The organism is Thalassolituus pacificus, assembly GCF_025318105.1.
In the GTDB taxonomy this organism is placed as follows: domain Bacteria; phylum Pseudomonadota; class Gammaproteobacteria; order Pseudomonadales; family Oceanobacteraceae; genus Venatoribacter; species Venatoribacter pacificus.
The window spans coordinates 284203-302814 of sequence record NZ_JAOANI010000028.1; the positions used below are offsets into that span (position 1 = coordinate 284203).

Genomic DNA, 18612 nt, shown 5'->3' on the forward strand with positions numbered 1-18612 from the left:
CGCTGTACCGCTTTCGTTTTACTGTTTCTGCGCTGAGTACCTTGCCTCTGGGCCTGACATCTGTAGTCATGGCCCCTTTTTTTGTCTGTGCGTTGTATAACTTCAGTTCAACTGGTGTGCTGCCAGCAGCAGTGGTTGACGGATATTCAGTTGATTGAGACGTTCGATCACCGCATTCAGATCCTCGCCTTCCGGCACCGGCCCGATACGGACCTTGTGCAAACCTGTGCCACCATCCTGAGTACTGATATTGACCGGCCAGGTCATGGGCGCTAATGAGCGTTGCAGGCTCTCCTGTAAGCGGCGTGCAGCTGCCGCATCGGATAGCGCACTGACCTGAACCCAGCGAACACTGTGCGCGTGCGGTGGTTTAACAATTTCGACTTCGACCTGCGCGGTGCCCATCTTATTAATGCCGAGCTTTACCGCCGCCGCGTAAGACAGATCGATAATCCGTCCTTCATGGAAAGGCCCGCGATCGTTGACGCGGACAATAATGGATTGACCATTGTCCACACGTGTCACTCGCACATAGCTGGGCAGAGGCAGGGTTTTATGGGCGGCGGTGAATTGGTAAACATCATAAATTTCACCGTTGGACGTGCGGTGACCATGAAATTTCATGCCGTACCAGGAAGCAATGCCGCGCTCTTTGTAATTATCGGCGCTGTCCATTACCTGATATTCCTTACCGAATACCTGATAACTGCGTGGATTACCCATGCTGCTGCGCGGCTCGGTTTTGGGTTCCGGCTCCGGCAGTTTATGGATGTCCGCAAGTGCAACCGGAGTGAAATCGTTGGCGTGCTGGTAACGTGAGGTGGCGCAGCCTGCCAGCACCAGGGTCAGCGCCAGCAGTAAAGTCGCCGCTTTCAACGCAGCGCCTCACTTAATTGATAGACCGCCATGGCATACATACGGCTGTGGTTGTAGCGCGTGATGACGTAAAAATTGTGCTCGCCGAGCCAGAATTCAGCGCCGACTTTTCCTTGCAGACGAATCAGGTTTGCTGAGCGCTCATCGGCGATTTTGCTGGTTGGCTCAACGCCCAGTGCTTTTAATTCAGCCACGGTCCACTTGGGTTTCAGGCTGTCGTTGATGATGGCTTCGTATTCTTTACCCGTTACGCGTACGCGTTGGGTTACCGCTTCACCGTTGCGCCAGCCGTGGCGTTTAAAGTAATTGGCGACACTGAAAATCGCATCGGCCGGATTTCCCCAAAGATCGCGTTTGCCATCGTTGTCGGCATCAACGGCATAATGCAGGAAGCTAGTGGGAATAAACTGACCGTATCCCATGGCACCGGCATAAGATCCTTTGATGTTGGCCGGATCAATTTCTTCATCGCGAGCCAGGGCAAAAAACGCCTTTAATTCGCGCCAGAACAGGGGGCGTTGCGGATAATCAAATGCCAGCGTTGCCAGCGAGTCGAGTACGCGATAATTCCCCTGGCGGGTGCCGTAAAATGTTTCTACACCAATGATGGCGGCGATAATGTGTTTATCAACACCAAATTTTTGCTCTGCCTGTTGCAGCAGTTCGGCATGTTCCTGCAAAAACGCTTTACCTGCGGAGATGCGTTTTTTGGTCAGAAAAATATCCTGATACTCGTCCCACTCTTTTACTTTTTCAGCCGGACGGGCAATCGCTTCCAGCACAGAATCGAGTTTTTCGGCGTGGCTCAGCCAGGTACGGATTTCCGCCGGGTCTACTTTGTATTCTTTGCTGGCTTCGGCAATAAACTCTTCGCTGCGCGGGTGCTGATCGTACGCTGCCGAAACGGGCAACGCGGCACATAACAACAGTGTGCTGCTCAGCTTTGTCAGAGTGTCGCGAAAAATGCGCATAAATTTTTATCCTAATTCTGCCGGTGGGTATACATAGACATAATTAATCCGAAAGCCGTCAACAGACTGACTACCGAGGTGCCACCGTAGCTCACCAACGGCAAGGGTACGCCGACCACTGGTAATATGCCACTGACCATACCTATGTTTACGAACACGTAAATAAAAAACGTAACTGCCAGACTACCGGACAACAAACGGCCGAATAAAGTTTCACAGCGTGACGAAAGATAGAGACAGCGCATAATAATCAGGAAATACAGTGTCAGCAGCGACAGTACGCCAATCAGGCCGAGTTCTTCGGCCAGTACAGCAATAATAAAATCGGTATGACTCTCGGGCAGAAATTCGAGTTGTGATTGCGTGCCCTGTAAAAATCCTTTGCCGTCAATACCGCCGGAACCGATAGCGGTTTTCGACTGAATAATATTCCAGCCGGAACCGAGAGGGTCGCTTTCCGGATTGAGAAAGGTCAGTACCCGTTGCTTCTGATATTCGCGCATCACAAAAAACCACATCAGCGGCGCACACGAGGCAACGATACCGATCATCGACAGAATAAGCGTCCAGGACATACCGGCAAAAAACAGCACCAGAATGCCGGAGGCGCTGATCAGAATGGAGGTTCCCAGATCGGGCTGTTTAAGAATCAGCACCGTTGGCAGGCCGATGATCAGCATGGCTTTCATCAGATCGAACAAGCGCGGCGGAACCGGCCGGGTCGACATATACCAGGCGACGGTTAACGGCAGTGCCAGTTTGACCAGCTCTGACGGCTGGAAGCGCGGCAGGCCGGGAATGGCCAGCCAGCGTTGTGCGCCTTTAGCGCCGACGCCCATGACCAGTACGCCGATCAGGGCGATGACACCAATAGCAAACGCCCAGGGAGCAACAGTCTGATAGAAGCGCGGCGGGAACTGTGCCGCAACAATCAGCACCACAAAGCCAATCAGAAAATGCAGCGCCTGACGTTTCACCATGGTCATGTCCTGACCACTGCCGCTGTAGAGAATCAACAGACCGCAGCAGGCCAGTAGTAAAATCAGCAAAAACAACACAAGGTCGATGTGCATGCGCTCAAACCAGGCGCGGCTGCGGTCAAAACCGTGTTGCTGGTGGCCGCTGCCCATGGTGCGGCTGAAATCAGTATTAGCCACTAGCCTTCTGCGCCTCCGAGGTATTCGTTAATGATGCTTTGTGCGATCGGGCCGGCGGTGCGGCCAGCGGACTCACCGTTTTCGATCACCACGGCGATAGCGATCTCAGGTTTTTCCACCGGCGCAAAAGCAATAAACAGGGCGTGATCACGCCAGCGTTCGCGCAGGGATTCAGAATCGTATTCTTCATCCTGCTTGATGCCGACGACCTGCGCCGTTCCGGTTTTACCGGCAATGGGATAGCGCAGCTTGCTCATCAGACGCCGGGCGGTACCGTGGGTGCCGCTGACGACCTGCTCCATGGCGTGGTACATCTGCTCCCAATCCTGCGGATTTTTCAGCTGCAGATCAGGGATATCGCCGTGGGGAATCTCATCCGGCGTATCGTTATGAGCCAGAATCAGGCGCGGTACCTGCCAGGTTCCACGGTTGGCCAGAACCGCCGTGGCGGTTGCCAGTTGCATCGGTGTAACCAGCATAAAGCCCTGGCCAATACCGAGGTTAACGGTGTCGCCGGCGTACCAGAAGGAGCCTCTTTTTGCCCGCTTCCAGTCGCGGTCGGGCAGCAGACCCGGCAGGGCATTGCTGATATCCAGCGTCATATTGCGACCAAAGCCAAACTGCGCGAGGAACGGCGAAATATTGTCGATACCGGCGCGGACGGCGACATCGTAGAAGTAGGTATCGCAGGATTCGACAATGGCGCGCTGCAAATTCACTTTGCCATGGCCAATGCGTTTCCAGTCACGGTACAGACGTTCGTCGTTCTCCAGCTTATACCAGCCCGGATCGTCGATGGTTTCGCTCCAGCTGGTTATGCCGGAGTTCAGTGCGGCCAGGCCAACAAAGGGTTTAAGCGTGGACGCTGGCGGATACTGGCCACGAATGGTCCGGTCAAACAGCGGCAAATCAGGGTTATCGCGCAGGTCAGAATAATCTTTGTGCGAGATGCCGGTGACAAATAAGTTCGGATCAAAGCTGGGGTTGGAATACAGGCTGATAATACCGCCGGTCGCGACTTCGATCGCAACCAGAGCACCACGCATGCCTTTCATTTCTTTTTCGGCCAGCTGTTGCAGACGACTGTCGAGGTGCAGGGTGATGTCTTGTCCGGGTACCGGGTCCTGACGTTCGATGATCTGAATCACCCGGCCACGGGCGTTGGTTTCGACTTTCTGGTAGCCCACTTCGCCGTGCAGATCTTGTTCATAGCGGCGTTCCACGCCCAGTTTGCCGATAAACTGGGTGTCACTGTAGCGGCGCTTGGTGTCCGGGTCGGTGTCGAGAGCGGCCTGCTCCTGCTGGTTAATCCGGCCAACATAGCCGAGCACATGGGCAAAGGTTTTACCCTGTGGATAGTGGCGTACCAGTTGCGCTTCGACATCAACGCCGGGCAGATAGAAGCGGTTTACCATCACTTTGGCGATATCGTCTTCGGTCAGCTTATGACGCAGTACAACGGGTTCGAATGGCCGGCGGCGGAAGCCCTGACGTTTATCAAACTGTTCGCGGTCGCGCTCGCTGATGCCGATCAGCTTATCGAGGAAGGCGATGGTCTGTTCCATGTCCCGTACCCGTTCGGGCACTAACGTCAGACTGTAGGAGGGGATGTTTTCGGCCAGCAGAATGCCATTGCGGTCATAAATCAGACCACGGTTCGGCGCAATAGGGCGCAGCTGAATACGGTTGTTTTCTGACAGATCTTTGTATTTTTCATAGAGGTTGATCTGCAGGTAAGTCATGCGCCAGGCGAGCACACACAGCATCAGAAAGATAAAAATTGCCAGTGTTAATGCGCGGGAGCGGAATAGCCTCCGTTCGGCCGATTTATCCCTGAATGAATGCTCCCACATAAACGACTCACTTATGGTAAGGGTGACCCTGCAGGATGCTCCAGGCACGGTACAGCTGTTCGGCCAGCAGGACACGCACCAGCGGGTGAGGCAGGGTCAGCGCTGACAGCGACCAGCGCTGTTTGGCCAGCGCCAGAACCTCAGCGGTCATACCATCCGGGCCGCCAACCAGCAAGGCCACATCGCCGCCCTGCATACGCCAGCCTTCCAGTTGTTGCGCCAGCTGTTCTGTCGACCAGTTGTGGCCTTTGACTTCCAGCGCCACGACGTGATCCTGCGGGCGGATCGCTTTACGCAGAGCGTCAGCTTCCTGCTGCATGGCTTTTTCTTTGCTGGTGTTTTTGGCGCGGTGCCCTGGTGGAATTTCCACCAGTTCAATGCTGCAATCGGCGGGCAGGCGCTTGGCGTATTCCGCAAAGCCCTGTTCCACCCATGCCGGCATTTTATGACCTACCGCCAGAAGGCGCAGTTTCATGCCTCAGATTGTCCGGTCCCGGCGCTGGGTTCACCCCAGAGACGCTCCAGATCGTAGAAGTGGCGGGACTGGTCGGTCATGACATGTACCACCACATCAATCAGGTCGATCAGAACCCAATCAGCGGCAGCACGACCTTCAGTTCCGTTAGGGCGCAGGCCGGCGTGCTTGGCTTTTTCCTCCACGTTACCGGCAACAGCGGTGACGTGACGGTTAGAAGTACCGGTTGCGATGATCATCCAGTCGGTTACCGAAGTACGGCCGCGGACGTCGAGAACGGTGATATTTTGCGCTTTCAGGTCTTCCAAAGCGTCGATCACCAAAGATTTGATTTGCTCAGTTTGCATTCAGTTCTATCGATAGAGTAGTTGTTGGGTTATGTAATCCAGCACCGCGTCCGGTGTCAGAAAGGTCACATTGTCGCCCTGCTTGATAGCCCGGCGCAAGTCGGAGGCGGATATATCCAGCTCCGGCCAGTGATGAAGACAGATATGACCGGCTTCAGCGGCCAGTAAATCGGTCAGTGAGCACTCACGTTGCTCTAATTGTTGTTCCTGCCAGTGGCTGACATTTCTCAGTCCGGGACGGCTGATCACCAACAGGTTGGCTTCATCAAGCAGCGATTGGGGCTGGTGCCAGTGTTCGAATCCCTGCCAGGCATCCTGTCCCATGACCCAGGTGAAGGCCACATCCGGGTAGGCAGCACGTAAGGCGGCAACGGTAATGGCGCTGTAGCTCAGATCGTCACGTTCCAGTTCGATGCTGCTGGGCTCGATGCCTTCCAGTTGACGGCAGGCGAGTAACAGCATGGACAGGCGCTGTTCGGCGCTGGCCTGGGGCTGCGGCCGGTGCGGCGGAATGCGGTTAGGAATCAGCAGGACTTTCTCGAAGCCCAGGTCGCGCAGCTGCACGGCAATACGCAGATGACCGATGTGAACCGGATCGAAGGTACCGCCCAGCAGCGCCCAGCGTTTGGCGCGGCTGCCGGACGGCTGCCCGGCGGTTGGTTGCGGGGTGGGCGGATTATTTACGGACTTCGCCATTACCCAGCACTACGTACTTTTGTGAGGTCAGACCGTCAAGGCCGACCGGGCCACGGGCGTGGATTTTGTCGGTCGAGATGCCAATCTCGGCCCCCAGTCCGTATTCGAAACCATCGGCGAAGCGGGTGGAGGCGTTGACCATCACCGAGCTGGAATCCACTTCGGTCAGGAAGCGGCGCGCCAGCGTGTAGTTTTCGCTGACGATGGTGTCGGTGTGGTGTGAGCCGTAATGGTTGATATGGTCGATGGCGCTGTCCATATCATCGACGATTTTAATCGCCAGAATCGGTGCCAGATATTCTGTATGCCAGTCTTCTTCGGTGGCGGCATGAATATCGGTCAGCAGTTCACGGGTGCGCTCACAACCACGCAGTTCAACGTCCAGTGCCACATACGCTTCAGCCAGTTCCGGCAAAATGTCGGCGGCCACGGCCTGATGCACCAGCAGGGTTTCCATGGTGTTACAGGTGCCGTAGCGGTGTGTCTTGGCGTTGATGGCAATGTTGATAGCCTTGGTTTTATCGGCGAATTCGTCGATATAGACATGGCAGATGCCATCCAGGTGTTTGATCACAACCACCTTGGCGTCGCGGCTGATGCGTTCAATCAGGCCTTTGCCACCACGCGGTACGATGACATCGACGTACTCAGACATGGTGATTAATGCACCAACGGCCGCGCGGTCGGTGGTTTCGACTACCTGTACGGCATTGGCCGGTAATCCGGCTTGTTCCAGACCAGCACTGATAATGGCGGCGAGGGTGCGGTTAGCTTCGATGGCTTCTGAACCACCGCGCAGAATGGCAGCGTTGCCGGATTTCAGGCACAGGCTGGCGGCTTCGATGGTCACGTTCGGACGACTTTCATAAATGATACCGATAACGCCCAGCGGAACACGCATTTTGCCCACCTGAATACCACTCGGCCGGTATTTAAGATCGGTGATTTCGCCGACCGGGTCGGCCAGTGTTGCCACCTGATGCAGGCCTTCGATCATGGTATCGATGCGTTCGTCGGTCAGTTCCAGACGATCGAGCAGGGCGGCTTCAAGGCCGTTATCACGGCCGCGCTGCATATCACGCTGATTGGCCGCTTTAATCGCGTCGCGCTGAGAAGTAATGGCATCGGCAATGGCCAGTAACGCCTTGTTTTTGTCCTGAGTCGACGCACGGGCCATAGCACGGGAGGCCTGGCGGGCGTTCTGACCCAGGGTCTGCATGTATTCGATTACATCCATCGATCACACCTGAACAGTCTGTAGCGGGAGAAAGTGCGCTAGTATACACCAACAACTACAATGAAAGCGTCCGCAGCCGCTGTGGCGCAGTAATTTCAGTTATGGATTCTCCCCGCTATGGAAAAAACGCAGTTTCACAGTCTGGTTGTACTGCAGGTTAAAGTGCTTTATTGCCTGCTGGCCGCTTTAGGGTTGAGCATTATTGCTGCCCTTGATCTGCTCGAAGATAAAAAACAGTTTGCCATGATTGCTGCCGGTTTTTCGCTGGCGCTGGTGGTGTATGCCGGTTATCTGTTGTTGCGCCGTAAGCAGCGTTCATCGCCGTATCCTGAGTGGATTCTGGTTGGCCTGCTGTCGGTGTTTACCCTGTTTGGTATGCATCAGAGTGCGCAGGTTGCCCACTGGATTTATTTTGTGCCGGTTTATACCTACTTTTTGTTTCCTTTTCGCCTGGCCAGCTATATCACGCTGGCTTACAGCGCTGTGCTGGTGGTGCTGGTTCTGGAGGACTTTGATAATTACAGCCGTCTGCAGATGCTGTTTACCTACGCGGCCTGCTACACCTTTTCGGTGATGTACGCGCTGATCAATGAACGTAATAACCGTGCCCTGACAGAAATTGTGAATACCGATCCGCTGACGCAGGTTTATAACGAGCATCAGCTGTATCTGGATTTAAACAAAGAAATGACCCGTGCCGACCGGCAGCGCAGCAGCCTGATGCTGATGGCGGTGGCAACGCCGAAGTCCTGGCACAGTCTTAAAGTGGAAGATTACGAGCAGCGCCTGAGCTATCTGGGCAATAAACTGCGTAAATGTCTGCGCAAATACGATGCCTGTTATCGACTGAATACCGATGATTTCATCATCGTCATGCCGCACAGCGATGCGCAGGATTCTGAAGAATTGAAAAATCAGTTGCTGGACTGCATGGCGGATAGAAAATTCGCAGCACTGAAAGAATTACCGGTGCATGTTGAAGCGTATCAACCGGATGATGACGCCCACAGTCTTATCCGCCGGGTCATGGAGGCATTACATGCTGGCTGATTTATCTCAGGACGAATTGCTGCCGCGGCTGCAAACGCTCGTTTATCTGCTGGCTTCGGTCGCCATTGGTATTCTGATGTATGACCAGTACCGGCAGGGGCTGTATCCACTGGTTCTGACCAATGCGATTGCGATTCCGGCGTTTGTATTCAGTGCCATCTTTATTTACATCAACCGTGACCGGGACAGTTTCTCCTGGGTCAATTATCCGCTGATATTTACCCTGGCCGCGCTGGCACTGTATCAGTTGCCACAATATCCACAGCTGATGACGCACTATTTATACGCTTTGCCGTTGTTCAGTTATTTCTGCCTGCCGCTGTATCCGGCCACCGTATTTAACGTGGTGGTGGCGGTATTAATGACACTGCTGTTGTGGATTGATCATGGCTTTATGCTGGCGCTGCGCACCGGCACCAATTATTCATTGCTGCTTGGTTCGGCCTGGTGTTTCGCCTATCTGACACTGTTAAAAGGCTGGTCGTTAAAGCGTCTGGCACTGACCGATCAGACATCGGGTGCTTATAACCGCCGTCACTTTTTTCATGCTCTGACCCGTGAGATTGCCCGCAGCGAATCCACCCGCCACAGTGTCAGTCTGATTGGCCTGGTTATTGATGATTACCGCCAGTTAATTGATATCCACGGCAACCGGGTGATGTCTCAGTTTTTGCCGCGCTTTGTCGAGCGCACTCAGCGTCAGATCCGTGCCGGTGATGACGTATTCCGTTTAGCCGATGATTTATTTGTACTGATACTGCCAAACTGTCCGGAAGACGGTGCCATTGTGCTGATGGAGCGTGTAAAACGCACGCTGCAGCAACAGGCCTGGAAACCCTTTGCGGAAATTTCCATCAGCGCATCGGCGGTTGGTTTGCAGATGGGAGAGGACAGTAAGGATCTGGAAAAACGTTTATCGGCAAAACTGAAGAAACAAAAACGTGCCAGTCTGCAACTGGCGGCGTTTGCCGATTAAATAAAGCGGCGAGAGCAGCTCTGAATGATTCAGAGCTGCTCTGGAACTAAACGCTGGCGCGGATAATCCGTACCAGTGTTTGTGTTTTTGCCTGTGGCAGATTCAGTTTGCCGTAGAACTCTGCCGGGTCGTGTACCCGCACCTCGTTAAAACCATCCTGTTGAAACCCTTCTTTAATCGCGGCATCCGATGGGTAGTGCAAGGGCCATTGGCCGCGGGTAAAAAATCCCACCAGTTTCTGCGCGAATTTTACGTAACGGTATGACGGATGATCGGCAAAATCCGGGTATAAATCGGTGACGTAAAATCCGGCCGGAAATCCTTTCAGCCCCTCCGCCATCCGGGTCCAGACACTGCGGATGGTGGCCAGATCAAAATAATTCACCAAACCTTCGGTAACGATGGCGGTTTTCTTCGCCGGATCAAGGCTGGCCAGCAATGCGGCAATAGAATCATCACCTTCCTGCTGCAGAATATTGCAGGCCCGGACGCTGTGACCGCTGGTCTGGCCAATCTCCGCCAGCAATGCTTGTTTACGGCTGGCCATACCGGGAAGGTCAGCTTCGATATAAGTCAGCTGCGGATATTTCTGTTTAAAGCGATAGCCGCGCGGCGAAAGACCGGCGGCGATTTCAACAATCTGCTCCACGCCTTCTTCTTCAATCAGGCGCTCGACCTGATGATCAATAACAGAGTGCCGCTGCAGTAAAAAGGTATCGATGTCGGCACCGGCAACCAGTCGTAAAAAGGCATTCACCGGACTGAGTGCGGCATTGGCAACGCGACCCATGCCGGTAATAAAACCGGGGGCGGAGAGACCGTGCTTGTACCAGATGTAGCCGGTATAGTGAGCGCTGATGCTGATGCGGGACGTATCGGTGGCGGAAGTGGAAGAGGTCATGAGCTGTCTTTTATTGTTGTTGTGTACGCACACGAGAATACAGGGGAATGCCCCGGTACGTCCATGTATGGTCAGCGGTCTGCGGGCAGGTTGTGTGTGATGGAATCCGCACTGTCTGGCTTTTCTGCCGATTGGCTCACGGCTTTGCAGCAGCATTCCTGGCTGTTGTTGTCGGCGTTGTTTGTGGTGGCGCTGGCGGAATCCTTGTTGGTGGTCGGTTTATTAATTCCCGGTGTTGCTATTCTGGTGGCATTAACACTGCTGGCAGCCGGGCAATCGTTATCGCCTTTGGCGTGGTGGCTGGCCGGAGCATTGGGGGCGCTTTGTGGTGATGGTATCAGCTTTCATATCGGTCGCCGTGCGGGCCCGGGATTGGCGCGATGGCAGATATTCAGCCGCCATCCTCATTGGTTACCGGCCGGGCATAGTTTTTTTGCCCGCTACGGTTTATGGAGTATCGCACTGGGACGCTTTATTGGCCCGTTGCGGCCACTGGTTCCGGCCGTTGCCGGAGTCTGTGACATGAAGCCGCCAACGTTCTGGTGGATTAATATCTGGTCATCCGCCGCCTGGGCGGCCTTCTATTTATTGCCGGTGTATTGGTTTGGTCAGGCCGTGCTGACCCTGCTTCAGCCATGGCAATTAATGCTGGGACTGGGGTTGGCGACGCTGGTGGCGTTGTTGGTCAGCCGCTTGCTACAGCATCGGCAACGCCAGAGCGGGCCGCGCAATTAGGCCTTAGGGTATCTCTGAATTATTCGTGCCCTGGCAGGCTGTAGATTTTCTATCTGCGTTGCCACAGCAGTGTTAAAAACCGACTCAAAATGCTCATTTACGACCTGTAAACGGCGCTTTTTCGCCGGTTTTTGTCTTGCATTGACTGCCTCGAACAGCGCAAATGCAGCGGCCTGTTAGTCTTCCGGTTTATGCTGCAGGGCTCGCAGTTCGTTACGTGCCTGATTAAGTTGAAACTGCAGATCTGCCGCTTTTTGCTTCATCTCACGCGCGGCAGCCACTTCCTGCTGATGCTGTTCAGCAATTTCCTGCAGATTTTTCTCGGCCTCTTTCACCTGTTGCTGCCAGCGGCGGCTCAGACGGTAGGCCACCGCTGCGCCACCGATAATCATGCCTGCCATCATCGCCAGAATAAAACTCATAACAGCTCCTGTTGCCGTACGGGTGTGATTAATGATCCTGCAGTTTATCGGAATCGTGGGGGATATACCCGGCAGCCGGATAAAAATGGTCTGAAGTCTGCCGGGGTATCATTGCGTATATGGATTCCCGGCACGTGAGCAAAAAATGTTAAACTGCGCGCCGATACATTTTTTCATGAGGCAGTGTTGTGACCATTGGTGAGCTGGTAGCCAAAAGCGGCGCGCAGATGCGCGTATTTGATCTGGGGCGGCGCATTGAAGAAGTACCGCTGGACGATTTCCGAGCCTTTGAGCAGATGCAGCGTCCGTATCCGGTGCCTTATCTGAAGCATGCCTGGCTGGGGATTCTCAGCTGGAATGTCGACGAGCCGGGGCAGCACAACATCTGGTTTTTGAAGTTGCCGCTGGATGAGCAGAATATTCTGCAACCTGGCCCGCGCGATGCCTTCTTGCAGCACTGGCTGCGGGTGGCGCAATACCCCAAAGAAAAGCATGGCGATGCTCCGTGCAGTTATAAACCGGATGCCAATCGTATGGCGTACTTCCATGCGTTGGCGTTGCAAACGTTAGGGCAGGAGTCGACGCAGTATTACGCCACCGCCCGCGCTTACCTGAGTGGTGATATCGGTTGGGATAACTGGCAACAGCTGGGGTTGCAGGGGCTGGCCGAAGTGGTGGCACGCCTGCAGGAAGAGCAAAACGAAGCCCTGTTGTGCAAAGCCTTACCACAGCTGCCGGCGGTACCGCGTAATGTGGTGCTGGGTTTTCTGGAAAACGTGGCACCGGGTCAGGCTCTGACCTCCGCCATCAACGATACGCTGTCGCAGGTTGTGGCGACCGGTGCCGGGGTGGCTGACCTGGCGGCCTTTGCCCGCGCGTTATCACACAGCGTTAATGCCGATCAGCGCGTGCTGTTATTGCAACTGTTGTTGCAGCATCCGCACAGCCGTTCGGTGGAAGTGCTGGCGGCATTGGGCAGCCGTTGCTGGCGTGATCTGCAGGGCGGTTTGTTGCTGACGTATCTGGAATGTCTGGCGGTGAACGAGCAGGGGATCAACGCATTCAACGCTCTGGTCGCTGATTTGCTCGCCTTGCCTGGGATGCGTGAGCGCTTTATGACGGTATTCCGTTCGCCACAGCGCAGTGAGTCGCTGGCCCAGGCTATTGGTCAGCTGCTGTCACTGGCGCGTCAGGGTGATCACGGAAACCTGCAATGAATCACGATACTGACGCTTGTCCCTGTGGCAGCGGCGGCCTTTATGGCGACTGCTGTAAGCTTTTGCATGCCGGTCAGCCGGCCGGCAGTGCCGAAGCGTTAATGCGTTCGCGTTACAGTGCGTTTGTACTTGGCTTGCAGGACTATCTGCTCAGCAGCTGGGATGTCCGCACCCGGCCTTCAGATTTACCACTGGACAAAACGACCCGCTGGTTTGGCCTGACGATACACGATGCCCAACAGGATGAGGACGCTGGCAGCGCCAGCGTCAGTTTCAGCGCCCGTTTTTGCGAAGGCAAAGACTGGTTTTGTCTGAGCGAAGTTTCCAGCTTTGTGTTGGCCGATGACGGTTTCTGGCGCTACGTGGATGGCAAGGCGGAGTTTCAACCGCTGCATCCGGGCCGCAATGACCCGTGTCTCTGCGGCAGCGAAAAGAAGTTCAAGAAATGTTGTGGTGCCTGAATTACTCAGCCGGACGGGTGGTGCCTTTTATCAGCATGCCCCAGACCATGGCGAAGGTACCAATAACCGACAGCAGCATCATCAGGTTGACCAGCGTGCTGTGGCGTTGGTAATAGCTGGTACGGACTTGTTCCTGATCCGCGCAAACACCGTTAATAAAGTCATAAAAGCCGCCGCTTTGGCTGCAGTCAGCCACGGCTGACATTTCAATTCCGTACAGGGTCAGCAGAAGGATGCCGGGTACGGCAAATAATAATGAACCGAGGCGTAGCCACATGGTTTTTCTCCGGAGGATTACAGATGGAACTTGACATGAGAGGGCGATTGTTTGCATCTTACCAGCCTTGGGCCTGCTCACACTAATTGAATCCAGCCTGCTGGTCGCCAATTTTTCTCTGAACAGGGAGAGATGATTGATATCAGTTGGCTAAATGAATGACGAACGACGATGTTAATGGGAAAAACTGGCCCCACCCGAAGAGGGGTGGCTAAAAATCCCTCAGGCTGCGTTGTTGTCTGTTCGTTTAACCCGTTAGGCCATACTCTCAGTGCCTTGCCTGAGACATTTTTAGTCGATAACAGGCCTGTTTAATTGGTGTGAACAGGCCCTGGTTGCGCCCGACAAAACGATAACAAAATAAAGCTGCTCATTATGAAACGACTGATTACCGTAACTGCTCTACTGCTGGCAATGAATTCCCAGGCCGCTCCCCAGAACCTGGATCAGCTGCTGAGCAGCATCAAAGCCGACATCGCTGCCCAGCGCCTGTCGAGCCCGGCGGGCAATAATGCTCTGGAGCGCATGGATGCTTTCCGTGAGCAGGCTCCCTATGATTACCGCGTTGTGCCACTGGCGTACCAGTGGGGCGAAGCTTATGTAGCGCTGGCAAACAAAGCCATCAGCGCCAAAGATTACGATCAGGCGCAAGGCTATCTGGATAAAGTCTGGCTGGTGGCTGCGTTGACGCCCGGCCTGGAAGATACCCAGGACAAACTGGATAAGCTCTACAAAGGCGCGCCTAATGTCGTAGCCCGTGCTGAAGAAAAAGGTCCGAGCAAAGCGGAACTGGCTCGTCAGAAACAGCTGGCCGAAGCGGCAGAAAAAGAAAAAGCCAAAGTCGAAGCGGAACGTAAGCGCAAAGCCGAAGAAGAAAAACGTCTGGCCGCAGCCGAAAAGAAAAAAGCCGAGCAAGATCGTCTGCGTCGTCAGGAAGAAGAACGTCAGCGTCGTGCTGATGCTGAAAAAGCAGAGAAAGCGGCTTCTGCTAAGCGTCTGGCGGCCGCTGAAAATGCCGCTAAAAACACTGCTGCAACAACCGCAGAGAAGGCGGCTCCTGCTGCTGCGGTAGTGAAAGCAACGGCCAAGCCTGTGGTTGTTGCCAGCGCCGGCAGTAATGAAATTACCGAGTTGTGGAGCGAAGCACGCGAAGACACTGCGCCGCTGGCAAGCTACCCGGTATCCGCCGAGCAGATTTCCAGCCGTGATCGCGATATCGCCGATACGTTACAGCCTGTCTGTAAAGCCATTCTCGATAACGATGCATCCGTCGTGGTACACACACTGGATAAAGCCGATTACCGCTGGCTGACCGTGCGTCTGACGCTGTGTCTGCGTCGTCTGGATAAATCGTTCCGTCTGCGTCACAGCTATCAGGAAGTTGCTGCTGACAGTGGCCCGTTCGTAACACTGCATCCAACGCGTGAAGTGTCTCTGGTACGTCAGGCGGGCGATTAAACATTCCCGCCGCAATAAAAAACCCGGTTTATGTGCCGGGTTTTTTTATATCGGTTTGTCGCGTTATAGCGGCTACCCGTCTTCGGGAACTTAGCACACTGTTTCATGGTCATTGATGGTCGGGTTTCCACCCGTTTATGGTTCACCCATTCACCCGACAGGGGCAAATGAACAGATGCCGGCGCAGCAGCGAAAGTCCTTATTGGCCACTTTTTCTGCAACCCTGCAAAAAATGTTCAGCGTGTTACAATGCGCGCCCGTGTTTACCCAACGGTTAAATTATTGTTATGCGTTATTCGTTATTGATCGTTTCCGCTATGTTTTCTGCCCTGCTGGCGACCTCCGCTGCGCGTGCAGAAGTCATTGTACCTAAGGCTCCGGATCTGGATGCCAGCGCCTATGTTCTGATGGATGCCGACAGTGGCCGTATCCTCGTTGAGCATAATGCTGATGAGCGTTTACCACCGGCCAGTCTGACCAAAATGATGACCAGCTACATTGCTGTGCATGAGCTGGAACTGGGTAACGTTAAAGAGCAGACACAGGTGCCTATCAGCGTCAAAGCCTGGCGTAAAGGCGGCTCTAAAATGTTTGTACGTGAAGGCACGGAAGTCGCATTAATTGATCTGCTGCGCGGCATTATTGTGCAGTCTGGTAATGACGCATCGGTCGCCGTTGCGGAGTATTTTGCCGGTTCAGAAGAAGCCTTCGCCGGCTGGATGAACCAGTACGCCGAACGTTTCGGCATGACCAGTACGCACTTTGAAAATGCTACCGGCTGGCCGGCCGATGGTCACTTAACGACCGCCGGTGATATTGCCAAGCTGGCATTGCACATCGTTAAAGATCACCCGCACTACTACAAGCTGTACGCGGAAAAATATTACGAATACAACAATATCCGTCAGCCTAACCGCAACAAATTGCTGTGGCGTGACCCTTCCGTTGATGGCCTGAAAACCGGTCATACCGATGAAGCCGGTTTCTGTCTTGCGGCTTCTGCCGTGCGTGATAACACCCGTCTGATTGCGGTTGTGATGGGGACGCGCAGTGAAGAAGCCCGCGCCCGCGAAACACAAAAACTGCTGGCATATGGTTTCGGCTATTACGAAACCCGCAAGGTCTACAGTGCTGAAGAAGTACTGCAAAGTAACCCTGTGTGGCTGGGCAAAGCTGAGAATATCGACATCGGTCTTGAGAAAGAGCTGTACCTGACCTTGCCGCGTGGCATGAAAGGCGAGCTGGAAGTGAACATTCTGACTGACGAATTTATCGAAGCGCCGATCAGCAAAGGCCAGGTGGTCGGCACGCTGACGGTCAGCATGGAAGGCGAAGTACAGGCCGAGCGTCCGTTGATTGCTCTGGCCGATGTCGAAGAAGCTGGCTTCTTCGGTCGTCTGTGGGGCAGCATTAAGTTGTTCTTCGTACGCCTGTTTGCCTGAGTAAACGCGATCGTTGCACGCCAGTCTGAATCACCGGTTCAGGCTGGCTTTTGTGTTTCTGGTCGTGGCATAACCGAGGCGTCTTCGGCCAAAGTCCGATGGCGCTTGAATTTTGTATGGGTTACAACCATATAAGGCTCTGATGTACAGAGAGGCCACAAACGTGAGTCAGCCCGAAGCCCCAAAAATCGAATTCCCCTGCGCCAACTATCCGGTAAAAATTCTCGGTCATGGAAAAGATGACTATGTAGAGGTTGTGCTGGAGATTGTGCGCATTCATGCGCCTGAATGCGATGTTGAACGCATCCAGATCCGTAACAGCTCCAACGGCCGTTTCCGTGCGCTGACCGTGTACATCACGGCCACCGGTATTGAACAGCTGCAGGCTCTGCATCAGGATCTGATGGCCCATGACTATATCCATATGGTGATCTGATGACCGAAGTGCTGTTGCGTGAGCTGGGCCTGCAGGAATACACCCAGGTGTATGACGATATGCTCGCCTTTACCGCCGCGCGCGACGAGCAAACGGCTGACGAACTCTGGTTCCTGCAGCATGATCGGGTATTTACTCAGGGACAGGCCGGCAAGGCCGAACATGTGCTGATGCCGGGAGATATCCCGGTAGTGCAGAGTGATCGTGGAGGTCAGGTGACTTACCACGGCCCCGGTCAGCTGGTGGTTTACCTGATGGTGGATATAAAGCGTCTGGGCTGGGGACCGCGCGCCCTGGTGTCGGCGATTGAGCGGGCGATCGTGGCCACCCTTAACGAGTGGCAGATTGATTCTGCTCCGCGTGAAGATGCGCCCGGTGTTTATGTCGGAGAGCGCAAAATTGCGTCGCTTGGGCTGCGTATTAAGAATGGTCGCTCCTTTCATGGACTGGCGCTGAACATCGATATGGATCTTGAGCCTTTTCAGCGTATTAATCCCTGTGGTTATGCTGGCATGCAGATGACACAAATGCGCAACGAAACCGATCAGCCGCTGAGTATTGATGCGGTGATTGCTTCCTTACAACAACAGTTGCTGGCCGAGCTGAGAGCCGGTGGCGAAGCGCCCGGAGCGTGATATGACAGATAAGGCGAAAGTGGTTCAAGGCGAGAAATTGCGCGGTGCAGAAAAAGTCGCCCGTATTCCGATTAAAGTCATTCCTACCGAAGAGCTGCCGCGTAAACCCGACTGGATTCGCGTGCGCATTCCGGCCTCGCCGAAAATCAACGAAATCAAACAGAAGCTGCGCAAGCACAAGCTGCACACCGTGTGTGAAGAGGCCAGCTGCCCGAACATCGGCGAGTGCTTTGGTGGCGGTACGGCAACTTTCATGATCATGGGTGATATCTGTACCCGTCGTTGTCCGTTCTGCGATGTGGGCCATGGCCGGCCGAATCCGCTGGATGTGGATGAGCCGATCAATCTGGCTACCGCCATTGCCGATATGGGTCTGAAATACGTGGTCATCACCTCGGTTGACCGTGACGATCTGCGTGATGGCGGGGCTCAGCATTTTGCTGATTGTATCCGCCTGACCCGCGAGCACAGCCCGGCCATTCAGGTTGAAACCCTGGTACCGGACTTCCGTGGACGTATGGACATTGCCCTCGATATTCTCAGCGAAACGCCACCGGATGTGTTTAACCACAATCTGGAAACCGTGCCGCGTTTGTACAAAGAATGCCGTCCGGGTTCTGATTACCAGTGGTCACTGACACTGCTGAAAGAATACAAAGCCCGTCGTCCTGAAGTGGTGACCAAATCCGGCCTGATGCTGGGATTGGGGGAAACCAACGAAGAAGTGATTGAAGTGATGAAGGATATGCGCGCGCATAACATTGATCACATCACGCTGGGCCAATACCTGCAGCCAAGTAAAAACCACTCCCCGGTTAAGCGTTTTGCCACACCGGAAGAGTTTAAAGAACTGGGCGCAATAGCCAAAAGCCTCGGGTTCCTGCGGGTCACCAGCGGGCCTCTGGTGCGCTCTTCGTACCATGCGGATCTGCAGGCTCAGGGTGAAGACGTCAGTGGCATTTGAGCCATCAGCGATGTTTCTGTAACCGG

General features: G+C 54.4%; 21 protein-coding genes. 10 read left to right on the forward strand and 11 right to left on the reverse strand.

Annotation, left to right across the window (positions count from 1 at the left end; genetic code table 11):
- Positions 1-102 precede the first annotated feature (102 nt).
- From NYR02_RS15960 to NYR02_RS15995, 8 genes are read right to left on the reverse strand one after another with little or no spacing between them, the layout of a single operon-like run.
- On the reverse strand, positions 103-876 hold the full coding sequence (locus tag NYR02_RS15960; protein ID WP_260977349.1) for a septal ring lytic transglycosylase RlpA family protein: 774 nt from the start codon (positions 874-876) through the stop codon (positions 103-105).
- Positions 873-1847: a lytic murein transglycosylase B gene (gene mltB, locus NYR02_RS15965; RefSeq protein ID WP_260977350.1), complete on the reverse strand. Its 975-nt coding sequence runs from the start codon at positions 1845-1847 to the stop codon at positions 873-875. Before mltB ends, NYR02_RS15960 begins: the two co-directional genes overlap by 4 nt.
- Positions 1848-1858: 11 nt before the next feature.
- Positions 1859-3004, reverse strand: a complete 1146-nt coding sequence (rodA, locus tag NYR02_RS15970) for a rod shape-determining protein RodA (protein WP_260977351.1) — start codon at positions 3002-3004, stop codon at positions 1859-1861.
- Positions 3004-4857 carry a penicillin-binding protein 2 gene (gene mrdA, locus NYR02_RS15975; protein WP_260977352.1) on the reverse strand — a complete coding sequence of 618 codons (1854 nt, stop codon included), beginning with the start codon at positions 4855-4857 and terminating at the stop codon, positions 3004-3006. The genes rodA and mrdA overlap by 1 nt, the downstream gene beginning before the upstream one ends.
- 7 nt (positions 4858-4864) lie before the next feature.
- Positions 4865-5332 (reverse strand): 23S rRNA (pseudouridine(1915)-N(3))-methyltransferase RlmH, encoded by a 468-nt coding sequence (gene rlmH / locus NYR02_RS15980; protein ID WP_260977353.1) that lies wholly within the window; start codon positions 5330-5332, stop codon positions 4865-4867.
- Entirely contained in the window at positions 5329-5679 is a 351-nt protein-coding gene (gene rsfS, locus NYR02_RS15985; protein WP_260977354.1) for a ribosome silencing factor, read from the reverse strand. The genes rlmH and rsfS overlap by 4 nt, the downstream gene beginning before the upstream one ends.
- Before the next feature lie 6 nt (positions 5680-5685).
- On the reverse strand, positions 5686-6375 hold the full coding sequence (gene nadD, locus NYR02_RS15990; RefSeq protein ID WP_260977355.1) for a nicotinate-nucleotide adenylyltransferase: 690 nt from the start codon (positions 6373-6375) through the stop codon (positions 5686-5688).
- Entirely contained in the window at positions 6356-7612 is a 1257-nt protein-coding gene (locus NYR02_RS15995) for a glutamate-5-semialdehyde dehydrogenase (RefSeq protein ID WP_260977356.1), read from the reverse strand. The genes nadD and NYR02_RS15995 overlap by 20 nt, the downstream gene beginning before the upstream one ends.
- Before the next feature lie 117 nt (positions 7613-7729).
- Here NYR02_RS15995 and NYR02_RS16000 point away from each other — a divergent pair, with 117 nt between their 5' ends.
- Complete coding sequence (locus tag NYR02_RS16000) at positions 7730-8662, forward strand: GGDEF domain-containing protein (RefSeq protein WP_260977357.1); 933 nt, start codon at positions 7730-7732, stop codon at positions 8660-8662.
- Entirely contained in the window at positions 8652-9638 is a 987-nt protein-coding gene (locus tag NYR02_RS16005) for a GGDEF domain-containing protein (RefSeq protein ID WP_260977358.1), read from the forward strand. The genes NYR02_RS16000 and NYR02_RS16005 overlap by 11 nt, the downstream gene beginning before the upstream one ends.
- A 46-nt stretch (positions 9639-9684) precedes the next feature.
- Here NYR02_RS16005 and NYR02_RS16010 read toward each other — a convergent pair whose 3' ends face one another.
- Complete coding sequence (locus tag NYR02_RS16010) at positions 9685-10539, reverse strand: class I SAM-dependent methyltransferase (protein ID WP_260977359.1); 855 nt, start codon at positions 10537-10539, stop codon at positions 9685-9687.
- A gap of 99 nt (positions 10540-10638) precedes the next feature.
- On the opposite strand from NYR02_RS16010, the gene NYR02_RS16015 reads away from it, so the two are divergent.
- Positions 10639-11274: a DedA family protein gene (locus NYR02_RS16015; protein ID WP_260977360.1), complete on the forward strand. Its 636-nt coding sequence runs from the start codon at positions 10639-10641 to the stop codon at positions 11272-11274.
- 176 nt (positions 11275-11450) lie between these two features.
- Here the strand turns inward: NYR02_RS16015 and NYR02_RS16020 are convergent, their stop codons facing one another.
- Entirely contained in the window at positions 11451-11696 is a 246-nt protein-coding gene (locus NYR02_RS16020) for a hypothetical protein (RefSeq protein WP_260977361.1), read from the reverse strand.
- 188 nt (positions 11697-11884) lie between these two features.
- Between NYR02_RS16020 and NYR02_RS16025 the strand changes: the two genes are divergently transcribed.
- A complete protein-coding gene (locus tag NYR02_RS16025) occupies positions 11885-12913 on the forward strand; it encodes a DUF3549 family protein (protein ID WP_260977362.1) in 1029 nt (342 codons plus the stop codon).
- Complete coding sequence (locus NYR02_RS16030) at positions 12910-13374, forward strand: YchJ family protein (protein ID WP_260977363.1); 465 nt, start codon at positions 12910-12912, stop codon at positions 13372-13374. Before NYR02_RS16025 ends, NYR02_RS16030 begins: the two co-directional genes overlap by 4 nt.
- A gap of 1 nt (position 13375) precedes the next feature.
- Here the strand turns inward: NYR02_RS16030 and NYR02_RS16035 are convergent, their stop codons facing one another.
- Positions 13376-13651, reverse strand: a complete 276-nt coding sequence (locus NYR02_RS16035; protein ID WP_260977364.1) for a hypothetical protein — start codon at positions 13649-13651, stop codon at positions 13376-13378.
- A gap of 375 nt (positions 13652-14026) precedes the next feature.
- Here NYR02_RS16035 and NYR02_RS16040 point away from each other — a divergent pair, with 375 nt between their 5' ends.
- The 5 genes from NYR02_RS16040 (at position 14027) to lipA (ending at position 18586) form a co-directional block, all read left to right on the forward strand.
- Complete coding sequence (locus tag NYR02_RS16040) at positions 14027-15109, forward strand: hypothetical protein (RefSeq protein ID WP_260977365.1); 1083 nt, start codon at positions 14027-14029, stop codon at positions 15107-15109.
- Between the two features lie 287 nt (positions 15110-15396).
- Entirely contained in the window at positions 15397-16551 is a 1155-nt protein-coding gene (locus NYR02_RS16045; RefSeq protein ID WP_260977366.1) for a D-alanyl-D-alanine carboxypeptidase family protein, read from the forward strand.
- Between the two features lie 163 nt (positions 16552-16714).
- Positions 16715-16987: a YbeD family protein gene (locus NYR02_RS16050; RefSeq protein WP_260977367.1), complete on the forward strand. Its 273-nt coding sequence runs from the start codon at positions 16715-16717 to the stop codon at positions 16985-16987.
- Positions 16987-17622, forward strand: coding sequence for a lipoyl(octanoyl) transferase LipB (gene lipB, locus NYR02_RS16055; RefSeq protein ID WP_260977368.1), 636 nt, complete (start codon positions 16987-16989; stop codon positions 17620-17622). Before NYR02_RS16050 ends, lipB begins: the two co-directional genes overlap by 1 nt.
- A 1-nt stretch (position 17623) precedes the next feature.
- Complete coding sequence (lipA, locus tag NYR02_RS16060) at positions 17624-18586, forward strand: lipoyl synthase (protein WP_260977369.1); 963 nt, start codon at positions 17624-17626, stop codon at positions 18584-18586.
- Positions 18587-18612: the final 26 nt, after the last annotated feature.